Origin of the sequence: Acidobacterium sp. S8 (genome assembly GCF_009765985.1) — a bacterium.
GTDB lineage: Bacteria > Acidobacteriota > Terriglobia > Terriglobales > Acidobacteriaceae > Alloacidobacterium.
Genome location: NZ_LMUM01000024.1, coordinates 40,688 through 59,121, shown reverse-complemented (window position 1 = coordinate 59,121; position 18,434 = coordinate 40,688). Strand labels below are relative to the sequence as shown.

The following is an 18,434-nucleotide window of genomic DNA, read 5'->3' as shown; positions in this document are numbered from 1 at the left end:
CACACAATGAAGGCTTACACGGCTTATAATCGGTCGGTTCAACGGCATGATTTCCTCCGAGATTCCTTACGACGGGTGAGGCACTGTCCGGCGAGGTATCGACTTATGCAGAAGTGTTCTTTAAGGCCGGTCAAGGATATCAGAGAAAACGTTTGCCGTGAAAGCCGCGTTAGAGTGGGATACGTAATTTCCGGTCGCCCGAGGGCTTCTCCCGGAGCCTGCAAGCGCTCGCGATCTCTGGTCCGGCCGTATGAAGACCGCGCCTGCGAGGCCCGACGTCACCCTTGCACCGCATGCCTCAGCAATCTGCGGACTTCGGCTCCAGTAAACAGACGTTGCGCGATCGATTGGCAGGCGAGCCGGTCTCTGCGATTCGGCCACGTAACTGCGCTATGACACCTTGAGAAGTTTCGCCGGCGTATCCCGATACTTCGTGCTGCTTAGAATCTTTCCGCCCGGGGCCAACACCACCAGATGGTCGCCGGGAAGGTCTGTGAGAACATCTTCGGAGCCATCGGGCCATCGGATCATCACCTTATCTGCCTTGTCCGCATCGCCCAGCCCGAAGCGCAATCGCAGATCATTCTGTGACAGATAGCTTCCACCACTGCGCACTTCATTCATCATGTGAAGCGATTTCGCTTGGACCGTAACCCTCGCGCCAATTGCAAAAGCGTTGGGTTTCTTGCCTGCCAACTGAATCGTGATTGCCCGCCGCTTGTACTGCATTCGGTTACGGAGGAGGGTAGGAGTTTCATTCATGTTGCAGATCAGGATGTCGGTTTGTCCCGTGTTGAAGATGTCGCCGAATGCAACGCCGCGGGAACAGCGTTTCAACTGAATGCCGTCGCCGCTCCGAATCGAGACATCCTCAAACGTGCCGTTGCCGCGATTATGGTAAAGAATTTTACGTTGTTTGTAGGAGGTATCTCCGAGCGCCTTATCGACCGCCGGATACACATGGCCATTGGCCATAAAGATATCCGGCCAGCCATCATTGTCAAAATCAAGGAAGCCGGTGCCCCAACCAACGAAGCTGGTGTTCACGCCTAAACCGGCGTGAAAGGTCACATCGTCAAATGTACCGTCGCTGTGGTTGTGGTAGAGCGTGGCCGTGTCCTGTTCGAAGTTTGTCTTCACCAGATCGAGAAAGCCGTCGCCGTCGTAGTCGGCGGCATCTGTGCCCATGCCGCTTTGCTCGCGGCCATCCTCGTTATAGGCGACACCGGCCAACGAACCCAGTTCGGTAAAGGTCCCGTTGCGGTTATTGTGATAAAGAAGGCTGGCGGTGGAATCGTTCGCCACATACAGGTCGGGCCAGCCATCGTTGTCATAGTCGAGGACCAAAGGCGTGAACCCGTAATGTTCACCACTGTCGATGCCGGCCTTCTCTGAGACATCTTCAAAGGTTCCATCGCCGCGATTGCGATAAAGAGTATTTTTCGCTCCCTTGAGGCCCCGTGGGCCGCACATCACGGGAACGCCGCGCCATTTGCAATTATCTCCATGGGCCGCGTCGTGACTGGTGGCTTCTTTATAGTCGACATAGTGCGCGACGAAGAGGTCCAGGCGCCCATCCCGATCGTAGTCAAAAAATGCCGCGCCCGTGCTGTAAGCATTGGCATCGGTTAGCAGGCCGGCGGCCTTTGTCACGTCGGTAAATGTTCCGTCATGGTTGTTCCGGTAAAGCGCATTCTTGCCGTAATAAGTTATAAATAGGTCTAACCAGCCGTCGCCATCGTAGTCGCCTACACACACACCCTGGCCCCAGCCATGGCGCAACAGCCCGGCCCTCTCAGTTATATCGGTAAATGTCCCATCCCGATTGTTTTTGAAAAGCCTGTTGCTGGACGGCGGCCCCTCTGCAGAACTAAGGCTTGCTCCATTTACAAGAAAGATATCGAGCCAGCCGTCGTTGTCGTAATCGAACAACGCGACGCCCCCGCCTGTAGTCTCAAGAATGTAGTGCTTTTCGCGCAGACCACCTATCGTAACTTTCGTATTGAGGCCGGCAATTGCGGCGATGTCTACGAAGTCCGCAATCGGAGTGCCGGACCTCGGCTGCACCTGCGGCTGCGGGTGTGCGGATGCCATCTGCGCAAGCAGGCGCCGTGACGCCGCAGGCACGCCAGCTGCGCCGGCAATGAGTCTTAGCGCCTCCCTCCGCGACAACTTCATCCGCGATCATCCTTCGTTGGCTTGGGAGCGAGGCTCACGGCGCATCCGTCTCAGAGCTGTTCATCGGTGCCCCTTTCAGCAGCGTCGAGGATGTTATCGATGTGGAGCTCTTTCGGGCTGCGTAGCCGCGATCATGCTTCCGTTTTAGCTCTGTCAGCTTCGTATTCCATTGCGTTGCCTGCTCCATATCTCCCATCTGCATGAACGTGTGAGCGAGCAGGTAATATGGTTCGTCCATGTCGGGGCTCATCAGTGCGGCTTGTTTCAATTCGCGAATCGCATCGTCTTTGCGGCCCGCTTTTGCGAGGAGTTTGCCAACGAGGGCATGATCTTCACCGCTCGTGGAGGGAAGCGCTGCAGCTCTCATCGCATAGATGAGAGCCTGACCGCTGCTATTGGACCGCTCAAATGCTATCGCCGCGTCATGGGCAAAGATCCTGACGTCCGGACGCATGTCGGAAGCCTTTTGGTAAGCCTGGGCTGCCCTCGCGTAATCCCCCTGATAGAAGTAACAAAAGCCAAGGATATTGTGAGGGAGCGGCAGGGAAGAATCTTCCGCAACTGCGCGCTCCAGAATCGGAGCGGCCTCACTCACACCGCTTGTGCTTATCTGCGCAATTCCCAGCAGCAGATCGCGTTCTGCTGCTTCAGTGTTAGCCGGGTGAAGTCGTTGCAATAAGATCTTTGCATCCTCCGGATGATCCTGCTGGAGCAGGACACGGCTCAGCCCGATCGCATAAACCATGTTAACCGGTTCAAGTCGCACTGCCTCGCGCAGATGATGAATTGCCTCTTCCGGCTGTTCCGGACCCGCGGACTGAATCATACCCAGATGATATTGAGCTGCACCGTTCCGAGGGTTCGCAAGTACCGCCTGCGCAAAAGCGCTCTTTGCTTCCGGCATCATTCCTGCGCCCGAGTATGCCAGGCCGAGCAGATACGCGCTTTCTCCTGTGCGATCGATAGTCTCTGACGGCTGGGCCAGAGCGATCGCTTTCGTGTACTGTTGCGCACCGATATAGGCTCGCGCCAGCAGCAAACTCACTTTACTGCCTGCCTGCATTTCAGGCTGCGTGCTCTCAAGCAAAAACACGGCCTGCGGAAATTGCCTGGCCTCGATCAATGCTGTGCCTACCTGCTCCTGCAGGTCGGCCGGAGCCGAAGAGCGGAACTGCTCCAGGATGGGCTGCGCCTCATCCGCCCTGCCCAGGGCAAGCAGATCAATCAAGAGGTGCTGCGCCACACCGGTGTCGCCGGGTTGTGTCTGGTAGGCCGCCTTCAGATGCTCGACCGCGTCGGCTGTCGCGTTCTTTCCTTCCAGGAGAATTGCCAGGTTGTACTCCGGCTCAACGACCCCGGGGTGGGCACTGGTGACGATGCGCAACTGCTCAATGGCTTCGTCTGTTTTCTGCAGGCGGATCAGACTCAGGGCGAGATTGTAATGAGCCGACATCTCGTCGGGATTGATGTGCAACGCGGCCTCAAAGTCCCGCTCAGCTTCCGAGTATTCCTTCAGCTGATTTTCCGCGATGCCTCGCCAGGTGAGGGCATCCGCTGAGTGGGGATTCTCCTTCACCGCTGCACTGAATTTCAATTTGGCTCCTGCAGCATCGTGATTGCGAAAGAGCCGAATTCCATTCTCGATGTTGGCATCCACGCGGCCCAAACCATCCGTTTCTGCAGTCTGCCCTACGACGCTTTGGGGAATAGGAGTAAAGAGGCAGGCTGCAAGCAGCAAGCCGCACGCCCGTCTCATTAAAAGGGAGCGAGTGCTGTCCGGCGGTGCATTGGTGAATTCCCCGCGCATGGAATTATTGCTCAGACCGCTGGCTTCAGCGTCGTGAGCTTTCCCCCTCCTGGATGCGGATGAATTGATCGGCAGCCACACTACGCAATTGATCGATGGTCCCACTGGGCCATTGAATCTCCAATCGATCGATCACTTTGTTTTTGCCCAGTCCGAAATGAATGCGGAGATCACTCTGTGAAATGTAACTGCCGCCGCTACGTACTTCGTCGATCTGGGAAAGCTGCCCGGCCACACACTTCACTCGCGCGCCGATCGCACTGCGATTCGACTTTACGCCCACCAATTTGATGTTGATCCAATGATTGCCGTTCTGCCCTGTGGTCTTGAGCAGAGATGGGCCGGCATTCTGGTTGTTGACAACGACATCGACCCAGCCGTCATTGTTGAAGTCCCCGAACGCGCAACCGCGGCCTGTTGAAGGAGTGGTGATGGCTGCCCCTGCCAGCTGCGAAACGTCTTCGAATTTTCCGTCGCGAAGATTTCTGTAAAGGACCCTGGGCTCCCGATAGGTTGTATCCGTGTGGATTCGCTCCAACTCCGGATAAACATGGCCGTTGACATACAGTACGTCCGCATATCCATCGTTGTCGGGATCGAAAAAGCCGCATCCCCAGCCCACGTAATGAGTGCGAGCGCTGAGACCAGATGCTTCGGAAACATTCGTGAACACTGCTTTGCCGTCGTTGTGGTAGAGGTTCACTACTTCGTCTGAGAAGTTAGTCTTGAGGATATCCAGCCATCCGTTGTGATCGTAGTCGGCCGTGCTCACCCCCATGCCAGCCTGCTCCATGCCATCTTGGCTGAACGCTACGCCACGAAGCGTCCCATCTTCGCGAAAGGTGCCATCATGATTATTCATAAACAGCAGGCTCGGCGTAGAGTCGCTGGCCACATAGATATCGGGCCAACCGTCGTTGTCGTAGTCGGCCACCAGCACCCCCAAGCCGAAATATCCGCTCGGCTTGAGAATACCGGACGACGCGGAGACATCAGTGAATGTGCCGTCACCATTGTTGTGGTAAAGCGTGCTGGTTTCGCCCTGCAGACCGCGCGGGCCGCAATTGATGGCAAGGCCGCGATAGACGCAATAGGGGTTGCTGCCTGGATCCTTTGCGTTCTGCATGGAGAAGTTCACATAGTGGGTCACGAAGAGATCGAGTTTCCCGTCGCGATCGTAGTCGACAAAGGCGCAGCCGGTGCTCCATCGAGTTCCATCTCCGGCAACCTTCGCCTTGCGGCCTATTTCCGTAAAGGTGCCGTCGCCATTGTTGTGGTAAAGCAGATCCTCGCCCCAGTAGGTAACGAAAATATCGTCGAAGCCGTCGTTATCGTAGTCGCCGATGCACACGCCCTGGCCCCAGCCCGAGTGCGTCAATCCGGCCTTCGCCGTGACATCGGTAAAAGTACCGTCGCGGTTGTTGTGGAAGAGTTTGCTGGTGGGGCTTTGGCCTGGCGGAAACCCTTCCATGCGAGTTCCGTTCACAAGAAAGATATCCAGCCATCCATCGTTGTCGTAGTCGATAAATGCCACTCCCGAACCGGTAGTCTCGAGAATGTATTTCTTGCTGGTGTCGCCGCCGCACACCTGCAGAAAATCCAGGCGCGCCTCGCGAGCGACATCCTGGATGGAGTATCCGAGCGGTGATGGTCCCGCATTCTGCAGTGACAGGACCGGCAAGCCCATACTAGCCTTCGTTGCAGCCTGCAGGGCCAGACCGCATCCAGCAAGCCGAAGAAATTCGCGGCGCGTCGATAACGAAGAGCCTCTGAACTGCGATTCCAGCTGTTTGGAGTTGTCAAATCCGGGCGGAGATTTCCTCACTTTGGAGCAGTCTCTCCGGAATCTTTCGACTTCACGCTCAACAGCGCGTCCAGCTTGTTCTGAAATCTCTGATCGTTTCCTGCCTGAAGCTTCTTAAAGGTTGCCATCTGTTCGGCCGCCTCGGGAAGTTTGCCTTCAGTGCGGTAGGCGAGCATCAACGCATAGTGAGCCTGGGCATTGTCCGGATGCTGCGCGATCACGGAAGTCAAGTCGCGCACGGCGGCATCCGTCTGGTATTCGTCAAGCAAGATCTGGGCGAGACCTACCTTCGCCTCCACCAATTGCGGGTCAAGCTGAGAGGCCTCTTCATAGAGCGGCTTCGCCATATCGAGATTGTGCTGGTGCCTGTAGATCTCTGCCATGGCAAGATCCGACACTGCGGATTCCGGATCGACCAGCTTCTCGAGACGAAATTCTTCCATCGCCTTTTCGTCCGCATCCGGCGCACCCTTATGAAGATAGAGCTGGCCGATACGATAGTGCATCTGCGGCAGCTTCGGGTTCGCGGCTAGAGCTAGGGAATATTCTCGAATCGCTTGATCATAATTTTTCTGCGCCTCGTAGACCTCGGCAGCTAATTGATGGACCCGGTAAGAATAGGGGTGTTTGGCGAGCAATTCACCCGCGCTCTGGTTCCATAGCCGGGTATAAAGCTCGGCAGACGCGTACAACACGTCCGCATCTTCAGGGTAGAGCTGTCTCAACCGCGTCGCTGTCTGCAAAGCGGCCATGTTGTCGTTTGTTCCGGAGCTGCAACCGAGGGCGGCCAATCCGGTCAAACGCTGGAGATTCCCCACCGGCTCGCTGGAAAAATACTTCAACAGGATCGGCATCGCCTGGGAGCACTCGTGCAGGTCCGCCTTACTCAATCCGAGAAAAAGCTCCGCGTGTCTGGCGCCGGGATCGATGGCGAGAGCGCTTTGCAATGCTTTGCCGGCTTCCACCGCGTTGCCCGATCCGTAGAGGAGGATACCGAGTCCCGTCCAGGCTTCACTGTCTCGAGGATCAATCGACAGCATTGCCCGAAATTCTTTCTCAGCGGCCGCGCGGTCGTTGGCGCGCAACGCCTGCTCCGCCCTCTCTTTGTGTTGCGCCACGTCCGCGGAGGAGTTCTGGCCGCAAAGAAGGCTGCCCGGACTAAGTCCGACAGCAGCGCTTGCGATCACCATCAGGCGCAACCATCTCATCTGCATAGGCCCAACTCCGCTCAATTCTCGATGGTAGCCCGTGAGGATAATCCCGGCAACTGACAGAACCGCCGAACCTGATTGCTGCGATGCTCTGCCAATGGGAGCATCGCTGCAATCAGGTGATCCAGCGGTTAGAAAAGGTACTTCAGTGCAAATTGAGCAATACGCGGAGCACCGGTTCCAAGGCTTTGCGCAGAGGTTAGCTGGCCGAATGTACCATCGCCAACGGTATTATCCGGGTTAAAGAAGTTCGGATGGTTGAACAGATTAAAGAGCTCACCACGGAATTGGAACTTGCCGTGATCGCCGATGGGAAACTCCTTGAATAAGGAGAAATCCACGTTAACAAGACCGGGACCGGTCAGGAAATTTCTACCCGTCTGACCGTAGGAGCCAGCAGCGGCGTTCTGAAATGCCGCGGGGTTGAAGTATGCGCTTACTCCGCGCCCTGCAGGGGAAATCTGTGCTCCGGTAATGTCCGCGGTTTCTCCCCCGATGCCTGTGGCTGCGGTATCCAAAGAGCTGTTGATGGAATAAGGTCTTCCTGTCTGGACGGTGATGATGGATTGATTCTGCCAGTCGTTGACCAATCCGCTGACGAATCCGTGCAGGGAAGTTACCCTCGGAAATTGATAAATGTAGGAGCCAGCCAGACGATGGCGGACGTTATTATCGGATGGTCCATAGTTGAGAGCAAAGTCAGTTGGATCCCTCGGCCCATTTCCGCCTTCTGCGGTATAGGAAACCACGTCGAGATAATTCGCCCATACATAGGACGCCAACAAGCTGAATCCATGCTCGAAGCGATGGTTGATCGATACCTGGAGCGAGTCGTAGTTCGACCATAGAGCCGGGTCGAGAATTTCCATCGGGCCATAGCAAGGCGCAGTTGAGCTGCCTACACCAGTGCCGCACTGGATAGAGCTTAGTCTACGTCTCGCCGGCAGGTTCGTATTGTTTTCCGCAATCGAAAGGGTGGGGTCGTAGGTTGAAAGTGGCGCGTAATTGTTCTCACGCGACACAAAGAGGTGGCTGCCGTGATTTCCGATGTAGCCGATGGTCAGCATATAACCTGGCGCCAACTGCTGATCGATAGTCAGGTTCCACTGATAGGTGTAGCCTTCGTTGAAGTTCGGAGAGAGAACCGTTTCACCGGCCGCCGTTGGCCAGTTCCCACCGTAGCTTGGAGCGAAGGCGGCGCGTTCCGCCGCGGTCCTGGGTATAGAGAACGGATAAGGATTCTGCACTCCACCGTTGGTGTAGATGTTATTGCCGCTCAAACTGGGTTGAAGAACCTTTGGACCGTTCACGATAACCGACTCGTCGAAGGGCTGGGCTGTGGAGAAGCGGTTCCAGGCAATGAGACGTGCCTGATCCCAGAAGATCCCGAACCCGGCGCGCACCGAGGTCTTGCCGTTTCCAGACGGATCGACATTGAGGCCAATCCGCGGCGCAACGTTCTTCCAGCGGTTGGGAACCATGGAACGCGGGCACCCTGGATCTCCGCTTCCGAGCGATCCACTTCCTTCGGGAGGCCCAGGAAACAGAATTCCCGGAGGCGCGGTTGGGTAATATGCGGATCTCTTTGTAAAGGTGGGGTCGTAGCAAATCTGATCATTCAGATTGTCTACCGGTGGGAGGAAAGGTTCCCAGCGGATACCAGCATCGATTGTTACCCGGCGCGTGATCTTATAGTTGTCCTGCGCATAGGCGTCGAATGCATTATGGCGGAGTCTGCTCGATACCTCGGTCTGCAGGTTGTAGTAGTTCGGCAGACCTAGTAGCAGATCTGAGAGCGCGTATCCGGAATACTGCCCGTTGAAATCAAAGACTGGGTCGGTGTAGTAATCCTCCACACGATTCATACTCTCCCTGCGGAAATCCCCGCCGAAGCTCATCGTATGGTTGCCTTTCACGAAGCTGAGAAAGTCCGTGTACTGCCAGGTCTGGCGATTCTGCACGAATGTGCCGTCCCCGCCCGCGCTTACTGAGCCGTTGATGCTCGTGTAAAGATCGCTCGGCACGCCGGTGGTAGAGGTAGTCGCCGGACCACCAAAATCACCCCATCCCAGGCTCACGGTGGGTCCGCGATGGTGGGCGATCCTGGTGAAGCCGAAAACCGCTGTGTTGATCAGGTTCGGATTGAAGGTATGGGTGTAGTCAATGGCAACATTTTGATTTCTGAAATACTTCTGATGCGGAAGTCCGGGAATATTGTCCGAACCAATGCCATTCGAGAGATCTTCGTTGTAAAAGTAGTGGCCGAATAGCAGATCGTTCTTCCCGAAATTGTGGTCGATGCGAGCGAGATATTGGTCTTCGTTCAAGTTGTCCAGATTGTCCGATACTGGTGAGTTGAAGGTATATCCGCCGGTCGAATTGTTGGGCAAAGGCATTAGCTTGGTGATGAAGTTGAGTGCGGTTGGATCGATGCGGGCGGCCGGGATGACTCCTCCGGGGAAGGGCAATCCGGTCTGAGGATCGACGGCACCGGGAAAGTTGGAGTTTCCTCCATTCAGGTCCGGTCTCTCGGATTGTGAAAGCACCGTGCCGACACTGATCGTCTCGTCCCTGCGCTGCCGTGTTCCCTGGTAGTAGCCGAAGAAGAACGTCTTATCCTTGTGTATCGGCCCGCCAAAGAACCCGCCAAACTGGTTCAACTTGAATGCAGGTTTCGCCGATCCAACGGGGTCAAAGTAGTTGTGAGAGTCCAGAACAGTGTTGCGGAAAAACTCAAACAGCCCTCCGTGGAAGTTGTTCGTGCCGGCGCGGGTAGCGACATTCACCAGGCCGCCGGAGCTGCGACCGTATTGCGCGGTGTAGTTGCTTGTCTGGATGTCAAATTCCTGTAGGGCGTCCGGGGCCGGAAATACCGGGGCCGTCGACAGGTAGGAATCCGTCATGTCGACGCCATCTAACAGGTAGTAATTCGAGCCGGGCCGGTTTCCATTTACCACCGTGCCCTCATGCTGCCCCTGGCCGTGCGAGACGTTGTCGTTGTCGTAGGAAACGCCCGGCATGATGTACTGCAGTTGCAGCGTATCGCGCCCGTTCAACGGAAGGTCTTCTATTCGCTGCTGGTCGACGACATTACTCACTGTCGCATCCACAAGGTTGATCGACGGCTGGGCGCCCGACACCTCGACTACCTGTGTGGTCGAGCCAATGGTGAGCTTCGAGTCGACACTTATGTTCTGGTCAACCTGCAGAACAAGATTCTTTTGCTCATACGTTTGAAAACCGGACGCTTCCACTGTCACCGTATAGTTGCCCACGGGAAGAACAGGGAAGGTGAAGTTTCCGCTGCCATCCGAAGTTCCTGTCCGGATATCATTCGTGGCCTGGTTGATGGCTGTGATCTTCGCGTTGGGAATCACATTCCCGTTGGAATCAGTTACCGTTACTACGATCTTACCGGTCGGCCCGGCAGCCAATGCTGGCAGGACAACCAGAAGTGCCGCAAGGATAGAAATGATCGATCGGATGCGCCGTTCCCAAGCACGGTTCATATGACCTCCTAAAAAAACTGCCATGCTGCGATTATTTTGGCGGTCGCTCTGGCGTTGCGACCGGTACGTCTGTCGTTGTTTATCTTGAAAATTCAGCTGTTAAACTCGCGTGTTGGATAACGTTTTCTCAGTCCTGCCAGATTCATCTTTTCCAGTCGGCGATGATGGTATGTATGAGACATACACCTTGTCAATGTCATTCTCACGATGCCTCCCGCGTCTCACCGGTTTCGAGATTTGAATCGGACAGAGTAAACGCTTCCGGCCGGTACCCCGGTCGTCTGGAGTTGTTCTCGAAGACAATCATGCAGACTCGCAAGGCCGGACTTCCCCTATCCAAACCTCAGCTTTTTCCTTGCAGTCGAACGGCGGACCATACATCTTCGGCTATATGAATGGCTCTCGCTTTCTTTAGCCAGGTAAGGGTCTTCGTCAATTGGACTTCCCGCCCAATCAACTTATCGATGTCACCACAAGACGCCGCGGATTGGTTGTTCAGGCGACGGCAGCTCAGTTTCGCCTAACAGCTGTCGTAGATTGATCTCGACGGTCGTCGCGATTGCTGTCACTGGCACATCAAAGATCGTGTTCTCGAAGGGGTCTTCGAGGTCATTCCCGATCTTCATCAACGCCAGAAACATGAATCCGACTAAGGTCGAACCGAGCGGTGTAAACCAGCCCAGGACGCCCACTAGTCCCACCGGAAGCATCAGGCAGTAAATCTCCACAAAGAGCATTGGAAAGAAATCAAACTGCTTGGGCATTGGCGTGTTTTTGATTCGCTCCGCGCCGCCCTGTGCGTCCATGAGTCCAGCCATGCTCGAATCGATCGTCTGCCACTCCCATTGATTCAGCCAGCCACGGTCGCGTGCTGCGATCAGCATTGCGCTCATCCTGCATTGCAGTGTCAGCGCCAGGTTCTTTTCACGGGCAAGCTCGGCCGGGTTCTCATCCGGCAATAAGTGAGCCACGGCGGCCCACGGGTCACGGCCGCGCAGCTGCTGGCTCAGTGCGTGCACATACGCCACTTGATAGAGCACCAGTTGCCGCTGTTCGGCAGCGGCCTCCGCCTGCTCGGCTGCCGTCGCATTTGCCTTGGGCGACATCGTCGTCACGACCTGCCGCGCAAAGGTGCGGCTCTTATTCACGATTGCGCCCCACAGTGTTCGCGCCTCCCACCAGCGCGCGTATGCTGAGCTGTTGCGTAGGCTGACGACGATACCGATTGCCACGCCGTAAGACGCTAATGGCAGGCTTTGCGAGCCGACCCAGCTCCAGTGCATGACTTTATAGCTCAGCACAATCGCAAAGTCCCAACCCACCAGGAGCAGCAGCGACAATCCCAACCCGCGGATCATCATTAGCTGCTGCGGAATCTTTTGGGAGACGATCATGCTTTGGCCCTGCCAGCCGCTGTCATCGGCACAATTCCCTCTGTCCTCCTTCGGCGACGCTCACCACACTGATGCCAATGTTATACACCCAGCCCGGACGTTATCAGCTCTCCGCAAGTCATTCGATGTTCCGCGAGACGAAGACCTCCTGCCATAGTGGGCTAAACAGTTGCCCCAAACAGGATAATCACATAACCACGGGAAGGGTGAATCTGAGAATTGCCTGCCATCTCATTTCGATGGAGTCATGCTTTTTAAATTTTTCGAGATTGGAAGCGGGCGAATGACGGCCGAAGCAGCTATGATTTCTCGCATGCCTGTGCTCGTGAAACGAATCATAGCGGGAATTCTGCTTGTAGTTGTGATTCTTTATGCTGGCGATTGGCTGGTGTACCGCTGTCGTGTGGCGCACGCATCTGCCTTCGACTCAGTCAAAGTGAATCAATTTATTGCAGTTCCGCTGAAGAATGGAAGAAATGAGCTCGATTATATGGGATCCGCCCAGGTAGGGTGCGTTCGAGCAATCTTTCCCCGGGGCGGCGGCAATCCCTGCTGGTGGGTTCGGCGGCACGCAGATCAGTGGACGTAGATCCGTCCCTCTGTCTATTTCAGAAAAGCTGATGAAGATCCCACGTCTTGACCAGACATGGGATCTGTTTGAAACAAGCTTGCAAACTTCTTACACATTGAATTTGAAGAAGAGAATGTCGCCGTCGCGCACGACATATTCCTTGCCTTCAGAGCGGTAGAGTCCTTTTACTTTGACAGCCTGCTCACTGCCTGCGGCGAAGAGATCTTCACAGTGATAGGCTTCGGCGCGGATGAATCCGCGTTCAAAATCAGAATGGATGACTCCGGCTGCACCCGGCGCTTTAGTGCCGCGGTGAATCGTCCATGCCCGGGCTTCCTGCACGCCGGCGGTGAAATACGTGACGAGATCGAGAAGCCGGTAAGCGGAGCGGATGAGGCGATTCAATCCGGGCTCGCTCAAACCCATCTCTGCGAGAAACTCGGCGCGCTCGGATGGCTCAAGGAGGGCAATTTCAGCCTCCATAGCTCCGCAGATGCGGACGACCTGGCTATGCTCTTCTTCAGCCCGCTTTTCTACGGCGTCAACCCATTCATTGCTGCCCTGAAGTCCCGCTTCATCGACGTTGGCGATATAGAGCATCGGCTTGGCAGTGATGAGGTGCAGGTCGCGCGCGGCCACGGCTTCCTCATCTGTTAGATCAACGGTACGTGCCGGCTTTCCAGCCTGAACCGCTTCGAGCAGCTTCGCCAGGCCTGATGCTTCGGCTTTGACCTTTGAATCCGTAGTGTTGCGCGCTAATTTTTCGACCTTTGTGTAACGCTTTTCAATCGTTTCGAGATCGGCCAATAGCAGCTCAGTATTGATGACGTCGATATCATCGAGAGGATTGACGGCACCCGCAACGTGAATCACATTGGGATCATCGAAGCAGCGCACGACGTGAGCTACGGCGTCAGTCGAGCGAATGTGCCCGAGAAACTGGTTGCCCAATCCCTCGCCCTTGCTCGCTCCGGCGACAAGGCCGGCAATATCTACGAACTCCATCGTCGTGGGGACGATACGGTGGGGGTGCACGATGGCTGAAATTTTGTCGAGACGTTCGTCGGGAACTGTGACGACGCCAACATTGGGATCGATGGTGCAGAAGGGATAGTTGGCCGCCTGCGCTTTCGCCGAGGTCAGCGCGTTGAAGATGGTGCTTTTTCCGACGTTGGGCAGGCCAACAATCCCGCAATTCAGAGGCATTCTTTCGTTTCCTTTTTCAATAAAACATACGATGGCAGCGAGCCGCCGCCTGGTTCATGCTAACGCTTCAATGGGTCGTCTTTTTGAAAGAGCGGCTCAAATTCGATTTCCACACCATCCTCGAGAGCCCTCACCTTTACGTCGTCCAGCGACTGGACAATCCAATCAGCGGCAGAGAGGCTTTCTGCAGTGTGCGAGAAAAGCGTGGCGAGCACTTTGCATCCGGCGGCGCGACCGGCGAGTGTCCCCGCAGGTGCATCTTCAATGACCAGGCAGTCCTCGGGTTTTTGCCCGAGCAGGGCTGCGCCCTTGAGGTATGGCTCCGGGTCAGGCTTGCCCTTGGCAACCATGTCGGCGGTGATGATGTGCTCTGGAATCCTGAGACCGGCGTGATCGAGACGAGCGCGGGCCAGCTTCTCTGTCGCCGAAGTAACGACCGTCCAGTATTTTTGCGGTAACGCGGAGAGAATGCGCGGCACGCCTTTAAGTATCTCAATGTCTTCCTTGTCCGCAATCTCGATCTCTTCAATCAGGTTCAACTCTTCGACGTCATTGAGATCGGGACGCAGCTTTCGGACCGTCTCGATCGCGCGCTGCCCATGAGCGGTCTTAATGGCGAGCGCGGCATCCACATTGCGCATAGCGCCCCATTTGGCCCAGCTTCGCTCAACCGAGCCGAGTGAGCTGACGAGGACACCGTCCATGTCGAAGAGGATTCCACCAACTAAGATCTTCAAAAGTTTCTCCAATGCAGGCAATGATTCGTCTTGCCGGGCTAGATTCATGATCGTCGCTCGGATCGGATTCAGCTAAGTTCTTTGCAAAGAAAATAGCGGCTGTGCTCGCCGGGGCAGCGGGGCAATTGCCCGAAGACCTTATAGCCCTGTTTTTCATAAAATCCGCGGGCTTGAAAGCTGTAGGTATCGAGCCATACGGCGTGACAGCCTTGCTCACGGGCATATTGCTCGGCTTGTTGCAGGAGCCGCGTTCCGTAGCCCTGTCCACGCAGATGCTCGGCGACCCAGAATAAATCCACGAAAAGCCATGTATACGAGATGCGTCCGGAGAGTCCGGCCAGAAGATCGCCATTATCGTCCTGAATAGAGAGCAGGATTTCTCGCGGAGGCTGCTGCGGCACGCGCAAGTGGTTATACGCGATGAGCTGCGACTTAAGCTGCGCGGCAGCTTCCTCGTCGGGCGGCGTGGTGATCTTGATCTGGTCTTCGAGCATTCGCAATGATGGAGCGAGAAAAGCCGGCCTTGGACTCCGCTTCGCTCAGGATGACACTTTCTCTATTTCTCAGATTCGAAGGGCACGGCTTGAGGCCGTGCCCTTCGTGATTGGGACTGCACAACCTGGCTACGCTAGCTTGGCGAAGAAATCCTTCATGCGCTTCAATCCTTCTTCCACATCGTCGTGAGAGACCGCGTAGGAGAGCCGGATATGCTGATTGGTGCCGAAGGCCTCGCCGGGAACGCTGACGACATGCGCCTCGTGCAGAAGGCGTCCGGCCAGCTCAATGGCAGTTTGCGCGCCCGGTTTGCCCAGGTACGCCGAAATGTTGGGGTAGACGTAGAATGCGCCTTCCGGCTTGGTGCAGGTAATGCCGGGGATTTCTGCCAGGCGCGCCAGGATGCGGTCGCGTAGCTTGAGATAGTCTGCGCGCATTTCTGAGACGCATTCCTGCGAGCTATTGAGCGCGGCTATAGAAGCCTTCTGCACAAAGTGCGCGGTCGATGAAGTGGACTGGCTTTGCAGCTTGCTCATGGCCGCGATGATCGGCTTCGGTCCAAGCGCAAAACCTGCGCGCCATCCAGTCATCGCGTAGGTCTTCGAGAGCGAGCCGAGAATGATGACGTGCTCCTTCGCATCAGTAAACGAGCCGCCGCTCACCAGCGCTCCGGTGTACTGCAGGTATACGTAGCATTCGTCGAGCAGCAGGTAGATGCCGCGCTCGTGCGCGAGCCTGACGATGCGCTCAAGGTCGGCAGGCGAGATGACGGAGCCGGTTGGGTTCGACGGCGAGTTGAGGATGATGGCCTTGGTCTTCGGCGTGATGGCCTTTTCGATGGCTTCAGCCGTAACGCGGAAATTCTCCGCTTCGTCAGTTTCGAGATAGACGACCTTGCCGCCGGCATATTGGACGATGTCCTTGTACGAGACCCAGTAAGGAACCGGCAGAATGACCTCATCGCCATGCTCGATGAGCACCTGGATCACGTTGAAGATAGCGAGCTTACCGCCGGTTGTGAAGACCGCTTCTTCCGGCGAGTAATCGGAATTGAAGTCGCACGCATGGCGCTCGACAATGGCTTTGCGTACCTCGGGAATGCCGGAGACGACGGTGTAGCGAGTGAAATTCTTGTCGATCGCTTCAATGGCCGCGTCCTTGATGTGGCGCGGGGTGGCGAAGTGTGGCTCGCCTGCTCCGAAATCGACCAGCTTTGCGCCCTGTGCGCGCAGTTTGGCGGCTTCCGCGGTCACGGCCATGGTGGCGGAGACCTCGATGCGTCCGATGCGATCGGCAAAGACCTTGGTAGGTGCCTGAGGGGTTGTCGTAGCGCTCATGCTTCTATTTTTTCAGATTTTTGCCGGAAGCGGGGAAGAAACGCGACATTTAACTCTTAGGTGGCGTGATTGGAATTGCGCAAACTCGGTAAAACAGCCATGGCTGCTGGCTTGGCAGTCGACGCGCGCTCTGGTAAACAATAGCTAGCACAGCTGGCCGTGTTGAGGGGCGCTGCCGGAACGCGTCCGATGGTTTAGCCATCGCAGTCCGTAGTTTGCATCCAACTGAAACCTCAAAGAAACCTTCCTATATGAGGCCTGCTGATCTATGACCCTCCTGCTGATACAGATGTCCATCATTCTCGCCGTCACCGTCATCTGCGGATGGCTGGCGCGCAGGGTTGGCCAATCCCGGGTCATCGGGGAGATTATTGGCGGTATTCTTCTGGGACCTTCTGTCCTCGGGCGGTTCTCTCCGCACGCATCTGCCGCGCTCTTCCCTGCTACGTCGCTGCATGCATTGGAAATTCTTTCTACGGTCGGCCTGATCCTGTTTCTCTTCCTGATCGGCATGGAGCTGGATTATGAGCAGCTGGCCAGCCAGAAAACCACCGCTGTAGTCGCCAGCGGCACCAGTATTCTGATTCCCTTCGTCACCGCTGCCGCATTGGCGCATTCCCTTCGCATCCGCTTCGCCCCGCACGGTACTGGTAGGGTGCCGTTTGTGCTCTTCCTCGGCATCGCCATGAGCATCACAGCCTTTCCGGTTCTCGCCCGCATTCTTGAAGAGCGGCGTTTGCAGAACACCGCTCTGGGAACGACCGCGATTATGTGCGCCGCCGTGGATGATGTAGTTGCATGGTTGCTGCTCGCGCTGGCTCTCGCGCTTATTGGCGCAGATGGTGGCTCAGCTTCTCTCCCGATTCGGCTGGCATGTCTCGGAGGATATTTGCTGTTGATGCTGGGCGTGGTGCGGCCGCTCGCCGCGCGAGCCGTGCACATGCGCAAAAAGCCTGAATTGTCGCTCGAACTGCTGGGTGTCGTTGTGGCCGGAGCCCTGGCCTCGGCTGCGGCTACTGAATGGATCGGCGTGCATCCGCTCTTCGGAGCGTTTCTCGCCGGCGTCTGCTTCCCGCGCGTTCCGCATTGGCAACATGCCCTGCGCAACCGACTGGACATGATCACCTCTGTTCTGCTGCTGCCGCTCTTTTTTGCTTTAACCGGGCTACGTACCCGTCTCGACCTGCTGAACGACGCAAAGATGTGGTGGTGGGCAGGAATCGTGCTCATCGGCGCGGACTTCGGCAAGATGGGCGGCGCGGTGCTCGCGGCGCGGTGGACCGGCCAGTCATGGCGTAACGCAGCTGCACTCGGCGCCCTGTTGAATACACGTGGCCTGGTGGAATTGGTCGTGCTGAATATCGCCTATAACGTTGGCGCTTTTTCTCCCACGCTCTTCACCATGCTGGTGGTCATGGCACTCGTAACGACCATGAGCACCACGCCGATCCTGAATCTGCTGGGTGTGAAAGATGGCGAAGGTGAAGCAGAACTCACAAAAAAGCTGGAAGCGACCGCGGCCTAGTGCCCGTTCGTCGGTACGCGTACCTTCAATCGATCGATGACAAACTGCGGAACTAATCCTTCAATCGATCCGCCCAGCGTGAACACTTCTTTTACCAGGCGCGAGCTGACGAAAGAATACTTGCCGTCAGGCATAAGAAAGATAGTTTCCAGATCGGGCGCGAGACGGCGGTTCATCAACGCCATCTGCAGCTCATACTCATAGTCACTGATCGCCCGAATCCCGCGCACCACCGCCTGCGCGTGCTGCTCGCGGACGAAATCTACTAACAGTCCATCGAACGTGGCAACGGAAACATTCTCGAAGCCGGCAAGCGCTTCCGTGAGCATGTCTACCCGCTCCTCAACGCTGAAAAGCGGATTCTTAGAAGAATTGCGGAGGATGGCAACGACAAGATGGTCGAAGATTTTCGACCCTCTGGCGATCAGATCAAGATGTCCGTTCGTCACCGGATCGAAGCTGCCGGGATAGATGGCTTTTACAGTATTCACGCCAGATGAATTGTAGCAAGGTGCTGGTCGCACGGGCACACGCGCCTTCGGCGCCAAGAGGCTAGAGTGATTAAATATTTTCGTTTGTCTTAACTTTACTTGCTGACTGTGTTGCTTCCGGCAAGTCTGCCAGATTACCCTCTAACAGTTCACAATTCCACTTGGACTT

Annotated in this window: 12 protein-coding genes; 1 reads left to right on the top strand and 11 read right to left on the bottom strand. The window is 56.1% G+C overall.

Annotated features, from left to right (window positions below):
- Nucleotides 1–390 precede the first annotated feature (390 nt).
- The 10 genes from GSQ86_RS08825 to GSQ86_RS08780 form a co-directional block, all read right to left on the bottom strand.
- The gene (locus tag GSQ86_RS08825; RefSeq protein ID WP_158749600.1) at nt 391–2,178 is read right to left on the bottom strand and encodes a CRTAC1 family protein; all 1,788 of its coding nucleotides are present in this window, start codon (nt 2,176–2,178) and stop codon (nt 391–393) included.
- A gap of 34 nt (nt 2,179–2,212) precedes the next feature.
- Nucleotides 2,213–3,985, bottom strand: coding sequence for a tetratricopeptide repeat protein (locus tag GSQ86_RS08820; RefSeq protein ID WP_216841064.1), 1,773 nt, complete (start codon nt 3,983–3,985; stop codon nt 2,213–2,215).
- Nucleotides 3,986–4,010: 25 nt separating this feature from the next.
- The gene (locus tag GSQ86_RS08815) at nt 4,011–5,810 is read right to left on the bottom strand and encodes a CRTAC1 family protein (RefSeq protein WP_216841063.1); all 1,800 of its coding nucleotides are present in this window, start codon (nt 5,808–5,810) and stop codon (nt 4,011–4,013) included.
- Nucleotides 5,807–7,003 (bottom strand): tetratricopeptide repeat protein, encoded by a 1,197-nt coding sequence (locus tag GSQ86_RS08810; protein ID WP_158749598.1) that lies wholly within the window; start codon nt 7,001–7,003, stop codon nt 5,807–5,809. Before GSQ86_RS08810 ends, GSQ86_RS08815 begins: the two co-directional genes overlap by 4 nt.
- 128 nt (nt 7,004–7,131) lie before the next feature.
- A complete protein-coding gene (locus tag GSQ86_RS08805) occupies nt 7,132–10,509 on the bottom strand; it encodes a TonB-dependent receptor (RefSeq protein WP_158749597.1) in 3,378 nt (1,125 codons plus the stop codon).
- A gap of 467 nt (nt 10,510–10,976) precedes the next feature.
- Nucleotides 10,977–11,903, bottom strand: coding sequence for a bestrophin family protein (locus GSQ86_RS08800; protein ID WP_158749596.1), 927 nt, complete (start codon nt 11,901–11,903; stop codon nt 10,977–10,979).
- Between the two features lie 679 nt (nt 11,904–12,582).
- Complete coding sequence (gene ychF, locus GSQ86_RS08795) at nt 12,583–13,680, bottom strand: redox-regulated ATPase YchF (RefSeq protein WP_158749595.1); 1,098 nt, start codon at nt 13,678–13,680, stop codon at nt 12,583–12,585.
- Between the two features lie 59 nt (nt 13,681–13,739).
- A complete protein-coding gene (locus tag GSQ86_RS08790) occupies nt 13,740–14,417 on the bottom strand; it encodes an HAD-IA family hydrolase (protein WP_158749594.1) in 678 nt (225 codons plus the stop codon).
- Between the two features lie 68 nt (nt 14,418–14,485).
- On the bottom strand, nt 14,486–14,911 hold the full coding sequence (locus GSQ86_RS08785) for an N-acetyltransferase (protein WP_158749593.1): 426 nt from the start codon (nt 14,909–14,911) through the stop codon (nt 14,486–14,488).
- Nucleotides 14,912–15,040: 129 nt separating this feature from the next.
- A complete protein-coding gene (locus GSQ86_RS08780; protein WP_158749592.1) occupies nt 15,041–16,249 on the bottom strand; it encodes a pyridoxal phosphate-dependent aminotransferase in 1,209 nt (402 codons plus the stop codon).
- Between the two features lie 268 nt (nt 16,250–16,517).
- Here GSQ86_RS08780 and GSQ86_RS08775 point away from each other — a divergent pair, with 268 nt between their 5' ends.
- Nucleotides 16,518–17,774 carry a cation:proton antiporter gene (locus GSQ86_RS08775; protein WP_158749591.1) on the top strand — a complete coding sequence of 419 codons (1,257 nt, stop codon included), beginning with the start codon at nt 16,518–16,520 and terminating at the stop codon, nt 17,772–17,774.
- On the opposite strand, the gene coaD is transcribed toward GSQ86_RS08775, so the two are convergent.
- Nucleotides 17,771–18,265, bottom strand: coding sequence for a pantetheine-phosphate adenylyltransferase (gene coaD / locus GSQ86_RS08770; protein WP_158749590.1), 495 nt, complete (start codon nt 18,263–18,265; stop codon nt 17,771–17,773). The two genes, GSQ86_RS08775 and coaD, sit on opposite strands and share 4 nt — an antisense overlap.
- Nucleotides 18,266–18,434: the final 169 nt, after the last annotated feature.

Coding starts and splice junctions, on each gene's coding strand:
- GSQ86_RS08805 (WP_158749597.1), bottom strand. CDS start 10,509: ATGAACCGTGCTTGGGAACGGCGCATCCGATCGATCATTTCTATCCTT.
- GSQ86_RS08820 (WP_216841064.1), bottom strand. CDS start 3,985: ATGCGCGGGGAATTCACCAATGCACCGCCGGACAGCACTCGCTCCCTT.
- GSQ86_RS08780 (WP_158749592.1), bottom strand. CDS start 16,249: ATGAGCGCTACGACAACCCCTCAGGCACCTACCAAGGTCTTTGCCGAT.
- GSQ86_RS08800 (WP_158749596.1), bottom strand. CDS start 11,903: ATGATCGTCTCCCAAAAGATTCCGCAGCAGCTAATGATGATCCGCGGG.
- ychF (WP_158749595.1), bottom strand. CDS start 13,680: ATGCCTCTGAATTGCGGGATTGTTGGCCTGCCCAACGTCGGAAAAAGC.
- GSQ86_RS08775 (WP_158749591.1), top strand. CDS start 16,518: ATGACCCTCCTGCTGATACAGATGTCCATCATTCTCGCCGTCACCGTC.
- GSQ86_RS08825 (WP_158749600.1), bottom strand. CDS start 2,178: ATGAAGTTGTCGCGGAGGGAGGCGCTAAGACTCATTGCCGGCGCAGCT.
- GSQ86_RS08785 (WP_158749593.1), bottom strand. CDS start 14,911: ATGCTCGAAGACCAGATCAAGATCACCACGCCGCCCGACGAGGAAGCT.
- GSQ86_RS08810 (WP_158749598.1), bottom strand. CDS start 7,003: ATGCAGATGAGATGGTTGCGCCTGATGGTGATCGCAAGCGCTGCTGTC.